The sequence below is a fragment of the Algoriphagus aquimarinus genome (assembly GCF_007997215.1).
In the GTDB taxonomy this organism is placed as follows: Bacteria; Bacteroidota; Bacteroidia; order Cytophagales; family Cyclobacteriaceae; genus Algoriphagus; species Algoriphagus aquimarinus_A.
Genome location: NZ_VORW01000002.1, coordinates 365401 through 380987, shown reverse-complemented (window position 1 = coordinate 380987; position 15587 = coordinate 365401). Strand labels below are relative to the sequence as shown.

Here is a 15587-nt window from a genome sequence, read left to right as displayed (position 1 = left end):
ACCCAAAATCAAACATAATGAACAACAGAAGAGACTTTATCAAAAAATCTGCGGTTGCTACTGTAGGCTTGTCTGCACTGGGTACTGCTGCTTTTACAGCAAAATCATATGGTAGAATTATAGGTGCAAACGAACGTTTGAATGTTGCCATTGCAGGATTGGGAAGACGATTAGGAGCTTATTATGAGCCAATCGGCCTGAAATCCAGCAATGTAAATCTCATGTATCTCTGTGATGCCATGGAATCACAGATGCCAAAGGCAGCAAAGAATTTTGCGAAGCACATAGACTATGCACCTAAGCTAGAGCAGAACGTCATGAAAGTGATGGATGACAAAGAGGTGGATTGCATGATCATCGCGACCCCAGATCACTGGCATGCACCAGGCACTTGGCTTTCTCTTGAGAGAGGCAAAAATGTCTATGTAGAAAAGCCTTGCTCCCACAATCCGCATGAAGGAGAACTACTGATTGCACTTCAGAAGAAGTATAATAAAGTAGTGCAAATGGGAAATCAGCAGCGTTCTGCTCCTGAAAGCCGGGAAATTATTGCAGCCATACATAATGGAGCTATAGGCAAAGCATTTATGGCTAAAGCCTTTTATAGTAATAACCGCGGAGCAGTACCAAATCCAGTTGCCGCTCCTGCCCCTGCAGGCTTGGACTGGGAAATGTGGCAAGGACCAGCTCCAAGAAAAGCGTATACTCATGACACTTGGGATTACAATTGGCATTGGTACGGATGGGAATATGGCACAGCAGAGACTGGAAATAATGCCACTCACGAACTAGATGTGGCTCGTTGGGCTCTTCAGGTAGACTACCCAAGTGAGGTACAGGTCACCGCAGACAAAAGACACTTTGCCGAGGATGGCTGGGTGATGTACGATACTATGGACGCTACTTTCAAGTTCGGAAACGGCTCCGTAATCCAATGGGATGGCAAAAGTAGAAATAGCTACAAAACCTATGGCACAGACCGAGGGACTATTATTTACGGAACAGAAGGTTCTGTTTACGTAGATCGTGGTGGCTATAAGCAATTTGACAGATCTGGTAAAGAAGTGAAAAACAGTATGTCCTCAAGTAATGAAGCTGGCACTGCACTGGGTGGTGGAGGTGATATGAGCACGACTCACATCGTTAACTTCTTCAACGCAGTTAGAGGATTGGAAAAGCAAAATTCCAATATCGAAGAAGGAGCTGTAAGCACTCTTCTTTGTCATTTGGCTAATATCAGCTATAGAACTGGAGAAACACTGACATGTGATCCAAAGAACGGACATATACAAGGATCGAAAGCAGCTTCGGCTCTATGGACCAGATCTTATGAAAAAGGTTGGGAGCCACCAAAAATTTAATTTTATTACCGTAACCTTCATTACAAAAACACCTGATCAGATTATAGATTAGGTGTTTTTTTTTACTTGTTAAATAGACTGGAAGGACAAAAGATATATATTCCAGAACATCCTGAAATACGGCTTTCATGTCATATTATCATGTTTAACATTTTTTAAGCCTTGGATCAGTTTGCTACTGTAGTAAAAAAGAACGCAATCGATTGCGTAAGTCCACCACTTATCCTCTTGAAAATAGGGTTTAAACAAGTTAACTTGACTTCATCATAGAGTGGCAATATGTCTATTAGAGAAAAAATAGGCTTTAAAACGCTTTGATAAGTATTAATAATTAACAACAAACCCAATTTACCATGCAAGCAAAATTTTACACTCACCTGAGGGTAGTGCTCTTTCTGTTGCTATCTGTCTCGTACAGCTGGGCGCAGGAAGCTCAAGTAAGAGGAACGGTCTACGACGAAACAGGAATGGCCTTACCTGGAGCAACTATCCTAGTCAAAGGGACCACAAGTGGAACCACATCCGATCTGGATGGAAAGTATTCCATTGCAGTTCCGGCTAACGGAACCCTCATTTTCTCTTTCATTGGATACAATCCAATAGAAAAGATCGTAGGAAATCAAACTGTTCTTGATGTGAACCTCTCTCCTGATCTATCTGATCTGGAAGAAGTAGTAGTAGTAGGATATGGAACTGCCAAAAAGAGTCAGCTTACTGGGGCTATCTCTTCTGTAGGTTCTAAGGAAATTCAAGAATTACCTATTAAGGATGCAAGACAAGCACTTCAAGGTCGTGCTGCTGGTGTCGATGTGACACAGCCAGGATCTAAGCCAGGTGCTTCGCCACAAGTAAGAATCAGAGGTAGAAGATCAATATCTGGTTCCAACGAGCCGCTTTACGTAGTAGATGGAATTCCCCTAGTAGGCGGTATTGATGATCTCAATCCTCAAGACATAACCTCTATGGAAGTATTGAAAGATGCATCTGCTACAGCTATTTATGGATCTAGAGGTTCAAATGGTGTAGTCTTGATCACCACAAAAAGAGGAAGTGTCGGTAAAACAATAGTTTCCTTAGATGCATATTATGGTATCAATAAAGAATTGGGTAGAATTGATGTCTTTAACGGACCTGAGTTTGCTGAGTATAAAAGAGAATCCCGCAGAGCTGGGGAAGGCTATCCTGCAGGACCAGCTACACCAGAAGCTGATGCTACTATTTTTGAGCCAATAGAATTGGATGGAATCGCTCAAGGCAGAACTACCGATTACCCTGGCGGACTTATGAGAAACGGATCTATCCAAAGTTACCAACTGGGTGTAAGCGGAGGATCTGACAAAACTACTTTCTTTGTATCAGCCAACTACTTTAAAGACGAAGGAGTAATCATCAACCAAGATTACACTCGCTATACCTTCAGGGCAAACTTAGATCATAAGATCACTAAAAACATCAAATTCGGCACATCCACTTTGGTGTCTTACAGTGAGCGAAATGGAGAAAACTTCAATCCACTTGGAGGAGCATTGGCAGAAAATCCACTTGGGAAACCATATGATGAAGATGGAAATTTAATTTTCCTTCCTACTTCTGACGGTTTGAGAACCAATCCATTTGCAGAAATAGTAGAAGGTGCGCAAGAAGATCTAACCAAGAATTATAGAATTTTCAACAGTATTTTTGCTCAGTGGGACATTCTTCCAGGCCTTAGCTATAGATTAGTTTTTGGTCCGGATATCACAATCAGCAGAAACGGTAGATTCACAGGCTCTCAAACCAATGCTAGACGTGGTGGTGCAGCTACAGGTAGTGTATCTGAAGAATTCCGGTTCAATTATACCCTTGAAAATATCGTGAACTATACCAAAACTTTTAATGAAGTTCACAACCTAAATATCACAGCACTTCAGTCCATCCAAGAGGATAATCTTGAGAGAACTGGGATAAGTGTTTTAGGAATACCAGCTGAATCTCAATTCTTTCATAATCTAGGTGCCGCTTCCCAAATTACAGGAGCAGGTACTGGCTTGGTGCAATGGTCTTTGATGTCATTCATGGGTAGAGCTAACTATGACTATAAAAATAAATACCTTGTAACAGCTACTTTAAGAGCTGATGGTAGTTCTAGATTTGGCGCAAACAATCGTTTCGCTTATTTCCCTTCTGTTGCGCTTGGATGGAATATCCATTCTGAAAGCTTCATGTCTAACTCTTCTGTAATTGATCAGTTGAAGTTAAGAGCTTCCTATGGTTCTATTGGTAGTCAGGCCATCGATCCTTATCAAACCCAAGCGTTATTAGGCAGAACTAGCTACGCCTATGATAACTCTTCGGCATTCGGATATGGTCCGGGTTCTATCGGAAATCCTGATTTAAGATGGGAAACTTCCACAACTTTTAACCTAGGTTTGGATTTTGCAATATGGAAAAGTAGAGTATTTGGTTCCTTGGAATTCTACGTCACCAATACGAGTGATTTGCTAGCGCAACAGCCATTGCCTAATTCTATCGGTTTTGGCGGTTTCACCACAAACATAGGTGAAACTCAAAACAGAGGAATTGAACTTACACTTTCAACCTTAAATGTTGAGAAAGGCGGCTTCATCTGGAGTTCAGATATCGTCTTCACTAAAAACACGGAGGAAATTATCTCTCTTCCAAATGGTGATGATATTTCTGCAGGTAGATTTATTGGTCAGCCTTTGACTGTATTTTATGATCTGAAGAAAATCGGAATTTGGCAGACTTCTGAGGTAGATGAGGCAAAATCCTTTGGAAGTGTACCAGGAGAAATAAAAATAGAAGACTTTAATAATGACGGAGTGATCAACTCTCTAGATAGACAATTCTTAGGATCAGCGGTTCCAAGTTTTGCTTTGGGTTTCACTAACAGATTCAGCTACAAAGGATTTGATTTATCCTTCTTCCTTTATGGAAGATTTGGCTACATGCTTAGATCTCAGTTTCATACTGGAAACAACACACTAGCAGGCCGATATAATAACTTGGATATTGATTATTGGACTCCCAATAACCCTACCAATGCATATCCTAGACCAAATGTAAATCAGGAAAGCGCGAAATATGCGAGCTCTATGGAGTACTTTGACGGAACATTTATCAAGGTCAGAAACATCAACTTCGGATACAATTTCAGTCCAGAAGCTGTAAAGAGAATAGGTATGACCAACTTGAGAATTTACACAAGTATTCAACAGCCGTTTATTTTTGCGAACTACCGCTCTGAGCACAAAGGAATTGATCCAGAAGTTTATTTGGATGGTGAGCAAGGTGTAGGTTCTGGTGCAGTTAATGCAAACGTATCCCCTGCTGTCACTTCTTTCACATTTGGTATAAATGCTAAATTCTAATCAACAATGAAAAAATTAGCTATAAATATAAAATACTGGGCAAAGTCAACTGCCCTAATACTCGGACTTTCTGCAGCTGTTTCCTGCGATGGTTTTCTAGATGAAGCTGTAATTTCCAATATTGGAAATGACTACCTGAATACACCAAAAGGCATGAATGATGGCATAAATGCAGCCTATAGTTCAATGCGCTTATGGTATGGTACTGAGCGTGGAAATAACTTCACTTCTTTCGGAACTGACATTTTCACTAATGGTGCTGATGGCTCATGGAAATTCATGAATACGTACACCAATCAGTTTGATTCTCGAAATGGACATGTGCGTGAGCTATGGGACGGTTTCTATGCAGGTATAAACACCTGTAATGCAGTTATTGATAGATCTGTGAATCTTACAGGAATCTCTCAGGACCTGATAGCACAACGAGTTTCTGAAGCTAAGTTCATCCGAGCTCACCATTATTTCATTATGGTCCAATTGTTTGGGGCAATTGATCTTCAACTTGAAGAAACTATCCTTCCTACTAAAGTGGTTTCTAGATCATCCGTTGCCCAAATTTATGCTGCTATCATAAAGGATCTTCAGGAGGCTATTCCAAACCTTGAAGATAAAGCGAAGTCATCCGATTATGGTCGAGCAACTCGCCCAGCTGCAGAGCACTTATTAGGAAGAGTATATCTGACTAAAGCTACTTCTGAAGCTGGAGAAGCCTCAGATTTTGCAAAAGCAGAGCCACTCCTACAGAGTGTTATCGATAATTATGGATTCAAACTACTTGATGATTTTGCGAATGTGCATGCTTTCGGCAATGAAATCAACGATGAAGTTATCTGGTCTACGCAGTACACCTATAATCCATTGACTAATGGAGGCGGTAACAACGCTCATGTTTTCTTCTTGATGGAATATGACGTACAGCCAGGAATGCAAAGAGACACGGAGAATGGTCGACCATTCAAACGCTTTAAGTCTACTGATTATACTTTGAACACCGTCTTTGCTGACCGAGTAAATGACTCAAGGTATAAAAAAACATACCGTGATAATTTCTTGTCCAATAAGCCAGGTACTTACAATACTACTTTCGATAAATCTAAGGCTTCTGTAACATTTGCTGCTGGAGACACTACCATATGGCTACCTGGCTACAACATGTCTGAGGCAGAAAGAGCTAAGTATCCTTATCAGGTGCTAACTCCAGAGCTTTATACTGAGAGGTTATTCCCAGCAATTAAAAAGCAAATGGATCCAGGACGTGCTGATAGAACTCAGTTTGAAGGAGGTAGAGACTACATCGCCATGCGTCTTGCTGATACATACCTACTACTTGCTGAGTCTCAGTTCAAACAAGGTAAAATTGACTTAGCAACGAAGAACATTAATATTGTGAGAAGAAGAGCAGCTTTCCCAGGTAAAGAAGCTGCGATGGATATCTCTGAATCTCAGCTTACTTTCGAATTCATCACAGAAGAAAGAGCTAGAGAACTTATTGGTGAGCAAACTAGATGGTTGGATCTAAAAAGATGGGGAATTCTTGTTGAGCGAGTGAAAGCTTACAATCCTCAAGGAGCTCCAAACATTCAAGCCTTCCACGTTTTGAGACCAATTCCTCAAAATCAAATTGACCGGGCCGAAGGCAATGCCAGTGCATTCCCACAAAATCCAGGATATTAAGGTTTAGATTAAACTAAAATGAAAACTGCTCCGAGAAATCGGAGCAGTTTTTTTTTAGTTAATCGGAGGAAAAGAAATTCTTTAAGAATATTATCAACAAATTGTGGAAGACCGTATTGTGATTTTAGAAGGAATGGTGATCACCTGATCCTCCAAATCATAATGCTTTGGCTTGTTCAATTTTTTGATCAACAACTTAGCACATTCGTGACCAATAGTAAGTGCTGGCTGGGTAATCGTTGTCATAGATGGATTTAAAAGCCCCGCAATAGAAGAATTCGAAAAACTAATCAACTTCAGATCCTCCGGAATTCTGAGGTTAGTTTCCTTGACCGCATGATAGGTCGCAAATCCAAGTTTCTCAACTGAGGCTAAAATTCCGTCTGGCTTATTCGGTGAAGTCAGCATTTCACGAATCAACTTCACGTTAGTCTCTTCCACATGACTACAGTAGAAATCAAACGCAGGATCCATTTCCATACCTTCATCCTTCAGTGCATTCAGATATCCCCGCTGTCTTTCTTTGGTGATTGACAAGTCTTTACTCAGCATAAGGAAGGCGACCTTTTTGCATCCTTGTTGTATCAGATGCTTAGTAGCATCAAATGCAATTTGATAATCATTTGTAATGAACTTAGTTGTAGGAATATCATTACAGATTCTATCAAAGAAAATAATAGGCAGACCCCGATCGTGTAATTTTTTCAGATGTGAAATATCACTTGTTTGACTGGAAACTGACATTACAATCGCATCAGCTCTACCATTCAATAACAAATTCACGATCTTCTTTTCCTTCTCCACATCCTCGTGCGAATTGTAAACCAATAGATGATATCCTTGCTCTTGGGCTATTTCCTCTATACCATCCATTACCTGGGCAAAAAAACTATTAATCCGCTCAGGGATGATGACAGCGATAGTTTTGCTCTTATTCTCCCTCAAACTCCTCGCAAATGGGTTTGCGTGATAGTTTAGCTTTTCGGCCATGCTGATGACCTTCTTTTTAGTAGCGTCACTAATTTCGTAACTGTCATTCAGTGCTCGTGAAACAGTAGACGGCGCAAGCTTTAATTCTGCGGCCAATTCCTTTAGACTTATACCTCCGGCCATGGTTATTAGGTTTATTTATAGCATGAAAGTACAAAGCATTGCCAGAAATAAGGTTATCCCATTTATAAAAATTCGAAATCGTTTCCGCATTTTCTTCCAAAAAAACAGTTGTTTCGAGGTATTTTTAACTTTGAATTAGAGATTTATCATTTAAGCCCAGCTAACCTATGCCCTATTCAAGCACAAAAGCATCCTTTTTGTCCGATGATTTTCTTTTGCATAATGAATATGCCAAAACACTTTATCATCAATACGCCAAGGACTTACCAATAATTGATTATCATAATCACCTTCCCCCTGCTGAAATAAATGCAAATAAAAGCTTTGAGAATATCTCAAAAGTTTGGTTGGCAGGCGATCATTATAAATGGAGGGCAATGCGGACCTTTGGGATTAATGAGAAATTTATTACCGGAGATGCTTCTGATGCTGAGAAATTCACTAACTGGGCGAAGACAGTGCCTTTCACACTCAGAAATCCACTTTATCACTGGACACATCTAGAGCTTAAAAGATATTTCGGTTTCGACGAGTTGCTATCAGAAGCTAATGCGTCGGAGGTATACCAACACTGCAATTCTCTTCTTCAACAAGACTCATTCTCCACACGGGGGCTATTAAAGCAAATGAAAGTAGAAGTGGTTTGTTCTACTGATGACCCAATTGATTCACTGGATCAGCATGTTTCTTTTCACAAAAAAGACAGTGAGTTGGGTATGTATCCAGCTTTCAGGCCTGATAAAGCCTATGGAGTAGAGAACCCTACTTTCTATTTGAATTATCTCAACCAGCTTGGTGGAACCACAGGTATTGAAATCAATTCCTTCGAGAAATTAGTGGAAGCACTTAGCGAACGCATTGATTACTTCCATGAAAGAGGTTGCAGACTATCTGATCATGGCTTGGAGCAATTATACTTTTTTGAAGAAAATGACTTTTCTATAGACTCCATTTTCAAACAGGTGCAGTCAGGAAAAACACTCTCTACACAAGAAGTAAATTTCTTCAAGTACACTACGCTCCTAGCGCTTTGCAAAATGTATCATGCAAAAGGCTGGGTCCAGCAATTTCACTTGGGAGCCTTACGAAATACAAATGAGCGCTCACTCCAGATTTTGGGTCCTGATACAGGATTTGATTCTATTGGAGACTTTTCTCAGGCAAAAGCAATGGGAGCCTTTTTCAATAAATTGAATTTGGATGATCAGCTTACTAAAACTGCCATCTACAATAACAATCCTGGCGACAATGAGATCTTTGCCACCATGATAGGTAACTTCAATGACGGCTCGATCAAAGGAAAAATACAATTCGGCTCTGGCTGGTGGTACCTAGATCAAAAAGATGGAATGGAGAAACAGCTCAATGCACTTTCTAATATGGGCTTGGTGAGTTGTTTCATAGGTATGCTTACAGATTCCCGTAGTTTCCTTTCATTCCCTCGTCACGAATACTTCAGACGAATTCTGTGCAACCTTTTTGGACAGGACGTAGCTAATGGAGAGTTGCCGTGGGATGAGAAATGGCTGGGTGGTATCATCTCTGATATCTGCTACAACAATGCAAAACAATATTTCGACTTTAGTCCAAACAACATACAAGTTTAATTATGAGTAATTCATTATTCTCTCTTGCAGGAAAAAAAATTGCCTTTTCAGGAGCCACCGGAGTTTTGGGAAAATCCATGAGTCTTTACTTAGCCAAAGAGGGAGCTGAAGTTTTTATTCTTGGTAGAACTCCTGCAAAAGTAGAAGAATTGGTAAAAGACATTCAAGCCACAGGTGGTAAAGCATCAGGATATATATGTGATGTTACCGATGCTGATAGTGTGCAAAAAGTAGCAAACCAGATCGCTGAAGAGCACGTCTACATAGATACGCTTATCAATGCAGCAGGTGGGAATATGCCCGGTGCGGTCATTAGACCGGATCAACACATTTCTGATCTTGATTTAGACTCACTTCGTAAAGTGATGGATTTGAACTACTTGGGTACCGCTATCCCAAGTCAAATCTTGCTTCCTCTCATGCTAAACAGAGGCAAAGGAAATATCATAAACATCAGTTCCATGGCAGCTTCCCGTCCTATGACTAGGGTATTGGGATACGCATCCGCCAAGGCTGCTATTGACAATTTCACTAAATTCCTAGCAGTTGAACTTTGTACAAAACATGGTGCTGAGTTCCGAGTGAATGCACTTGCTCCTGGGTTTTTCCTCACCGAGCAAAACAGAGCTTTGCTCACCGAAACAGATGGTAGTCTTTCAGATAGAGGAAATCAAATCATAAATCATACGCCTATGGCAAGATTTGGTAAACCTGAAGATTTGCTGGGAACATTGCATTGGTTATGTGCAGATGCCTCAGCATTCGTGACTGGAACCATCGTGGCTGTAGACGGTGGCTTTGGAGCTTACTCTGGAGTGTAACAATTTGAAATCTCAAATCTCAAATCTCAAATTCAAAATACTATGACCTATAAAATGGAGCAAACCATGCGTTGGTATGGACCAAATGACCCAGTTAGTCTAAGAGATATACTCCAGTCAGGAGCAAGCGGAATCGTAACAGCCCTTCACCATATACCGAATGGAGAAACATGGTCACGGGAAGAAATTAAAGAACGCAAAAACATCATCGAAGCTGCTGGACTGACCTGGTCAGTCGTGGAATCTGTACCAGTACACGAAGTCATCAAAACTCGATCTGGAAATTACCTACAGGTAATCGAAAACTATAAAGAAACCATCCGTAATCTTGCAGCAGAAGGAATTTTTACTGTATGCTACAATTTCATGCCTATTCTAGATTGGACGAGAACCGACCTGGAGTATGAGCTTCCAAACGGCGTGAAAGCCCTACTTTACGAGAAAAAAGCTGTTCAGGCATTTGACCTTTTTATCCTAGAAAGAGAGGAAGCAAAAGCTGAATATTCTCCCGAAGAATATGCCGAAGTAAAGACTTACTACGAAGCGCTCAGTCCTGCCAAACGTCAAATGATCTTCGACAATATGCTGAAAGGGCTTCCTGGTTCAGAGATTGGATATACCTTGGAGGAATTCAAATCCATGCTTGCTACGTACGATGGAATTGACGCTGCTAAACTAGCTGATCACTTAAGATTATTTCTGGATGCTATCGTGCCAGTTGCTGAGGAAAATGGAGTTTCGATGGCAATTCACCCAGACGATCCACCTTTCCCACTTTTTGGTTTAGCTAGAATAATGAGTACAGCCGAAGATGCGAGAAGAATATTGAGAGATCAGCCAAGTCCATACAACGGTTTAACTTTCTGTACAGGATCATTTGGAGTTCGTGCAGACAATGATCTCCCAGCTATGGTCGAGGAATTTGGTGATAATATTCACTTCATACATTTGCGCAGCACCAAAAGAGACGAAGCTGGAAACTTCTTTGAGGACAATCACTTGGAAGGAAATGTGCCTATGGTAGCAGTGATTGATGCGATCATTCAGGTTCAGCAGAAGCGAGGCAAGAGCCTTCCAATGCGACCGGATCATGGTCATCTGATGTTGGATGATTTGAGCAAAAAAACTAACCCAGGCTATTCTGCCATTGGTAGATTAAAAGGCCTTGCGGAAATACGCGGCGTGGAAGCAGGATTGCTATACAGCCAAAAGAAATCGAGTAAGTAGAAAGCTTCACCCAGAGAGTTAATTATCTAACATGCGAGATTCCAAAGCATATCCTGAGTAATCGTGGTGGACAAGTAAAAACATGAAATGACCGAAAAGGAGAAAATGCTAGCAGGAGAACTCTACCAAGCCGGTGATCCGGAATTGGCAGCAGAGCGCCTGAAAGCTCGAAAACTGGTAAAAACCTTCAATGATTCAGATCCTGAAGATACCGAGTTGAGAGTTTCTCTAATTAGAAAAATCTTTGGAAAGGCAGGTAAAAACTTCTGGGTAGAACCTCCTTTTTACTGCGACTACGGAACAAACATTGAAGTTGGAGATGATGTATTCTTCAACTTCAATTGTGTAGTTCTTGATGTCTGCAAAGTCACTCTTGGTGACCGTGTATTTGTGGCTCCAAACGTTCAGTTTTACCCAGCTACTCACCCTCTTGACTCTGTCAAAAGAGGTGAAATGTGGGAATACGGCAAACCTATCACGATTGGAAACGATGTGTGGATTGGTGGATCAGCAGTGATTTGCCCGGGAGTAAGTATAGGTGACAGAACTGTAGTTGCAGCTGGCGCTGTAGTAACAAAGGATTTCCCAGCAGATGTGGTGATCGGAGGAAACCCAGCCAAAATCATTAAAAATTTAGTGTAGCTTTTAATGATATCAAGCTTTACCTAATTACTTCCTTTATTTTAAAGAACATTTGCTTATTTTTGGCCACAAGTGTTTTTAAACCTTTTGTAATTACCGAATGAAACGAGTTTTAGTAAGTGGTGGTGGCGGATTTCTTGGCAGCCATCTTTGTGATCGACTTCTCTCCGAAGGAAATGAAGTGCTTTGCGTTGATAATTTTTTCACTGGCAATAGAAGAAACATTCACCATCTGTTAGATAACAAGAATTTCGAATTACTTCGTCATGACGTTACGCATCCGCTATATGTGGAAGTAGATGAAATCTATAATTTAGCGTGTCCAGCCTCCCCAGTTCATTACCAGTTTGATCCGGTACAGACGACTAAAACGTCTGTGATCGGTGCGATGAATATGTTAGGTCTTGCGAAACGTTTGAAAATCAAAATCCTTCAGGCTAGTACTTCAGAAATCTACGGAGACCCTGAAGTTCATCCACAGCCAGAAAGCTACAAAGGAAGTGTAAATACGCTTGGCCCTAGAGCTTGCTACGATGAAGGTAAAAGATGTGCAGAAACGCTATTTTTCGATTACTATCGCCAACATAAAGTAGCAATCAAAGTCATGCGTATTTTCAATACCTATGGCCCAAGAATGCATCCAAATGACGGTCGTGTAGTGAGTAATTTTATCGTTCAGGCACTACAAGGAAAGGACATCACCATGTACGGAGATGGTATGCAAACCCGCTCTTTCTGCTACGTGGACGACAATATCGAAGGAATGTACAGACTGATGAATAGTCGTGATGGATTTACTGGCCCTGTGAATATCGGGAACCCTGGAGAATTCACCATGCTTGAATTAGCTCAGCAAATCATCGAACTGACCAATAGTAAGAGTAAAATGATTTTTATGCCTTTGCCTCAGGATGATCCTATGCAGAGAAGACCTGTGATCGATCTTGCGAAAAAAGAATTGGATTGGGAGCCTAAAATACAGCTTAGAGAAGGTTTGGAGAAAACTATCAAATACTTCGAATCAGTAATCTAAATATCCCAGCACCAAAAAAAGCCATCTTCGAAGATGGCTTTTTTTGCTATTTACTGTCCTTCCACTTCCTCCTTCTCACCTATCAATCCTTCGTCACCTTGCTTCCCCACCAGTCAGCATTAGGAACATAGGCCGGATTTAGCATTTTTAGACGCTCGTCTTCCACAGCTTGTCTTCTTACCGTTTTGAATTTATCCAACACTTCCTGATGTAGCGCCTCGCTGTACTCTGGATCCATGGTCGGCTTATTGGCATCGGTTTCTGCCAGCCATTTCATCAATTTAGTCGTCAATCTTTTGCTCTCTTTAGGCTTGCTAAAAGCCAGATTAGTCTGCTCACCCGGATCAGTTGCGAGGTTATAAAGCTCTACGCTTTCGTCCTCCCAGTAGTAGATCAATTTCCAATCCCCATCACGCACAATAGAACTAGGATCTCCTCCCTGATTACCATAGTGAGGATAATGCCAGTATAGCGAGCGATCTGCGAGTTTCTTGTCCTTCATAGCTGGCGCCAAACTTACTCCCTCCATTTGTATATTTTCAGGCATCTCCACTCCTGCCAGTTCCAAAAGTGTAGGGTAAAAATCTATTCCACTTGCAGGTACATCTAGCGCAATCAACTCCTTTTGACCAGGAACTTTGATAAAATAAGGAACCCGAAGTCCACCTTCCCACTGATACCCTTTGCCACCTCTGAGTGGTAAATTAGAAGTAGAAAAAGCATCTCCAGAGGCCACTCCACCGTGGTCTGAGGTGAATACGATAATAGTATTTTCATCCAAACCGGCCTTGGCCAATGCCGCCGTCACTATGCCTACTGCATCATCCATGGCTTCTACAAGCCCCGCATATACAGGATTGTCCTGATACTGTCTGATCGGAAGCCTTCTCTCCATTTCGAATCCATGATCTGCTATCCCCAACTTTTCAGCTTTCTCTCTGTATTTAGCCCATTTTTCCTCCGTAGTCTGAATAGGTCCATGCACTGTGTAAAAAGACAGCATGGCAAAGAATGGCTTTTGATGTTCTTGGGAAATAAACTTGGCCGTCTCATTTGCCAAACGTATACTTAAATTTTCACCATCAGGACCTTGCTCCATTTTTGGATTATCATAGGGAGCAAAATATCCCCCCATAGGACTACCCGCAGCATAACCACCCACATTGATATCAAATCCATGATCTTCAGGATAAGAACCTTCACCACCTAGATGCCATTTTCCTGCGAAAAAAGTATCGTATCCAGAATCTCTCAATGCCTCAGGAAGAGTCAGATATGAGGCCCTAAGTGCATGCTCATAATTCGGAGGCAAGAGCTTCGTATGTCTCCCAGCCTTCCTCCAGGCCTCGCCATATCCCGCTCCTATCCAATCCGTCACTCCATGCGTCGCGGGTGTCAACCCAGTCATCAGACTGGCACGTGCCGGACTACACACAGGCGAAGCAGAATATCCCTGCGAAAACTGATACGAACGATTTGCCAGTTGATCGATGTGCGGAGTCTCGTAATAACTACTTCCTGTCACACTCAAATCATGGTAACCGAGGTCATCTACAAGAATAAAAACAATGTTGGGTTGCTCAGGAGCTTGGGCAAAAGTTTGAAAAACACCGAGCACAAACGCGGCGATAGGAATGAATTTCTTCAGCATGAGGAGGTTTATCGTTATTAAGTAACCTAAGATGGTTAAGATCATTGAAAATCAAAAAGTGAATGTGATATGCTATAGAGTATTTTATATAAAGGAAGTTGGTTTTAGTAGTCAGTGTACATTCGCAGAGGTCATAGGTGACGATACCTAAGCGCCAACGGTGCAGTACGTACTGTCCTGAATTAGGGAAGCGAAATGCTAGGTGAAAAATATTGATGGTTAATCAGAGTACCAAGGTGCCTGTCCCGACTCTTATCGGAGCACGGTCGGAAATTGCAGTAGTTAATGGAAATAAATCAAAATCTTAGAACCATATATATTGAGCATGATTTACTCCAATGTTAAGTTTTTAACCCTTATGAAAACTTAATATTAACATTTGGGTTCATTTACCTACATTTACTTAACATTATATTAATAGTAAAGCAATTTAAATCAAGCAGTTGAAATGGAAGAAAGCCAAAAGTCCAAAAATTTTAATCAGGAAAAGAATACAGAAACTGAAGTTGCAACTTCTACTGCAAAAGTTACTATTGATACTACTGATATAGAATCGAAGAGTGATATTCTTATTACAAATGGAAAAGATAAAATCGGAGATAAATCAGATAAGGATACTAAAAAATCGAACAAAAAGAATCTTAAAGAATTAAAGAAAATGAGTGACAAGACTCAAGAAAAAGAGAAGAAAAGGGAAAAGGCGAAAAAAGCAAAGAAAAAAGCTGAAAAAAAGAAAAAGGCGAAAGCCAAAAAAGAAAAAGCCCAAAAGAAGCTGAAGGAAAAAAAGGCTAAGAAAAAATCAGCTCTGAAAAAGAAAAAATCGAAGAAAAAATAACTCTCAGAAAATCGAAACGCTACGTTTCGATTTTTTTTTTGCTTTCAATCGAATACTTGAACCAGCGTCAAGTATCATCCAAAACCCTTAGAATTTGGATGACAGAGTGCTAAGATTCAGGAGTAAAGATGATCATTCATTATTCAACCACCTTCGGGCCTGCATGTTGCAGACAGGGTCGTGGAATCATATTGGAATGGTTGCAAACCATGGGTTTCACCCATGGCTATTAATGGTTTGACCCCGTTC

At 40.9% G+C, this 15587-nt stretch carries 11 protein-coding genes; 9 read left to right on the top strand and 2 right to left on the bottom strand.

Going from position 1 to position 15587, the window contains the following annotated elements:
- Nucleotides 1–17: 17 nt before the first annotated feature.
- The 3 genes from ESV85_RS06175 (at nucleotide 18) to ESV85_RS06165 (ending at nucleotide 6409) form a co-directional block, all read left to right on the top strand.
- Nucleotides 18–1361, top strand: a complete 1344-nt coding sequence (locus ESV85_RS06175) for a Gfo/Idh/MocA family protein (protein WP_146915773.1) — start codon at nucleotides 18–20, stop codon at nucleotides 1359–1361.
- A 353-nt stretch (nucleotides 1362–1714) separates the two neighbouring features.
- On the top strand, nucleotides 1715–4732 hold the full coding sequence (locus ESV85_RS06170) for a SusC/RagA family TonB-linked outer membrane protein (RefSeq protein ID WP_146915771.1): 3018 nt from the start codon (nucleotides 1715–1717) through the stop codon (nucleotides 4730–4732).
- A gap of 6 nt (nucleotides 4733–4738) precedes the next feature.
- Entirely contained in the window at nucleotides 4739–6409 is a 1671-nt protein-coding gene (locus tag ESV85_RS06165; RefSeq protein ID WP_146915769.1) for a RagB/SusD family nutrient uptake outer membrane protein, read from the top strand.
- A gap of 93 nt (nucleotides 6410–6502) precedes the next feature.
- Here ESV85_RS06165 and ESV85_RS06160 read toward each other — a convergent pair whose 3' ends face one another.
- Nucleotides 6503–7522 (bottom strand): LacI family DNA-binding transcriptional regulator, encoded by a 1020-nt coding sequence (locus tag ESV85_RS06160; protein WP_146915767.1) that lies wholly within the window; start codon nucleotides 7520–7522, stop codon nucleotides 6503–6505.
- 167 nt (nucleotides 7523–7689) lie between these two features.
- Between ESV85_RS06160 and uxaC the strand changes: the two genes are divergently transcribed.
- The 5 genes from uxaC to ESV85_RS06135 all read left to right on the top strand — a co-directional run bounded on the left by uxaC (nucleotide 7690) and on the right by ESV85_RS06135 (nucleotide 12852).
- Nucleotides 7690–9129, top strand: a complete 1440-nt coding sequence (gene uxaC / locus ESV85_RS06155) for a glucuronate isomerase (RefSeq protein ID WP_146915766.1) — start codon at nucleotides 7690–7692, stop codon at nucleotides 9127–9129.
- 2 nt (nucleotides 9130–9131) lie between these two features.
- Complete coding sequence (locus ESV85_RS06150) at nucleotides 9132–9950, top strand: SDR family oxidoreductase (protein WP_146915764.1); 819 nt, start codon at nucleotides 9132–9134, stop codon at nucleotides 9948–9950.
- Between the two features lie 42 nt (nucleotides 9951–9992).
- Nucleotides 9993–11177, top strand: coding sequence for a mannonate dehydratase (gene uxuA / locus ESV85_RS06145; protein WP_146915762.1), 1185 nt, complete (start codon nucleotides 9993–9995; stop codon nucleotides 11175–11177).
- An 87-nt stretch (nucleotides 11178–11264) separates the two neighbouring features.
- Nucleotides 11265–11819 carry a sugar O-acetyltransferase gene (locus ESV85_RS06140; RefSeq protein WP_146915760.1) on the top strand — a complete coding sequence of 185 codons (555 nt, stop codon included), beginning with the start codon at nucleotides 11265–11267 and terminating at the stop codon, nucleotides 11817–11819.
- A gap of 100 nt (nucleotides 11820–11919) precedes the next feature.
- Nucleotides 11920–12852, top strand: coding sequence for a UDP-glucuronic acid decarboxylase family protein (locus ESV85_RS06135; protein WP_146915758.1), 933 nt, complete (start codon nucleotides 11920–11922; stop codon nucleotides 12850–12852).
- 82 nt (nucleotides 12853–12934) lie between these two features.
- On the opposite strand, the gene ESV85_RS06130 is transcribed toward ESV85_RS06135, so the two are convergent.
- On the bottom strand, nucleotides 12935–14503 hold the full coding sequence (locus tag ESV85_RS06130) for a sulfatase (protein WP_146915756.1): 1569 nt from the start codon (nucleotides 14501–14503) through the stop codon (nucleotides 12935–12937).
- A gap of 448 nt (nucleotides 14504–14951) precedes the next feature.
- On the opposite strand from ESV85_RS06130, the gene ESV85_RS06125 reads away from it, so the two are divergent.
- The gene (locus tag ESV85_RS06125; RefSeq protein ID WP_146915754.1) at nucleotides 14952–15338 is read left to right on the top strand and encodes a hypothetical protein; all 387 of its coding nucleotides are present in this window, start codon (nucleotides 14952–14954) and stop codon (nucleotides 15336–15338) included.
- Nucleotides 15339–15587 lie beyond the last annotated feature (249 nt).

Bases quoted from the DNA above. Each gene is read 5' to 3' on its own strand.
- ESV85_RS06175 (WP_146915773.1), top strand. From the start codon at position 18: ATGAACAACAGAAGAGACTTTATCAAAAAATCTGCGGTTGCTACTGTA.
- ESV85_RS06170 (WP_146915771.1), top strand. From the start codon at position 1,715: ATGCAAGCAAAATTTTACACTCACCTGAGGGTAGTGCTCTTTCTGTTG.
- ESV85_RS06165 (WP_146915769.1), top strand. From the start codon at position 4,739: ATGAAAAAATTAGCTATAAATATAAAATACTGGGCAAAGTCAACTGCC.
- ESV85_RS06160 (WP_146915767.1), bottom strand. From the start codon at position 7,522: ATGGCCGGAGGTATAAGTCTAAAGGAATTGGCCGCAGAATTAAAGCTT.
- uxaC (WP_146915766.1), top strand. From the start codon at position 7,690: ATGCCCTATTCAAGCACAAAAGCATCCTTTTTGTCCGATGATTTTCTT.
- ESV85_RS06150 (WP_146915764.1), top strand. From the start codon at position 9,132: ATGAGTAATTCATTATTCTCTCTTGCAGGAAAAAAAATTGCCTTTTCA.
- uxuA (WP_146915762.1), top strand. From the start codon at position 9,993: ATGACCTATAAAATGGAGCAAACCATGCGTTGGTATGGACCAAATGAC.
- ESV85_RS06140 (WP_146915760.1), top strand. From the start codon at position 11,265: ATGACCGAAAAGGAGAAAATGCTAGCAGGAGAACTCTACCAAGCCGGT.
- ESV85_RS06135 (WP_146915758.1), top strand. From the start codon at position 11,920: ATGAAACGAGTTTTAGTAAGTGGTGGTGGCGGATTTCTTGGCAGCCAT.
- ESV85_RS06130 (WP_146915756.1), bottom strand. From the start codon at position 14,503: ATGCTGAAGAAATTCATTCCTATCGCCGCGTTTGTGCTCGGTGTTTTT.
- ESV85_RS06125 (WP_146915754.1), top strand. From the start codon at position 14,952: ATGGAAGAAAGCCAAAAGTCCAAAAATTTTAATCAGGAAAAGAATACA.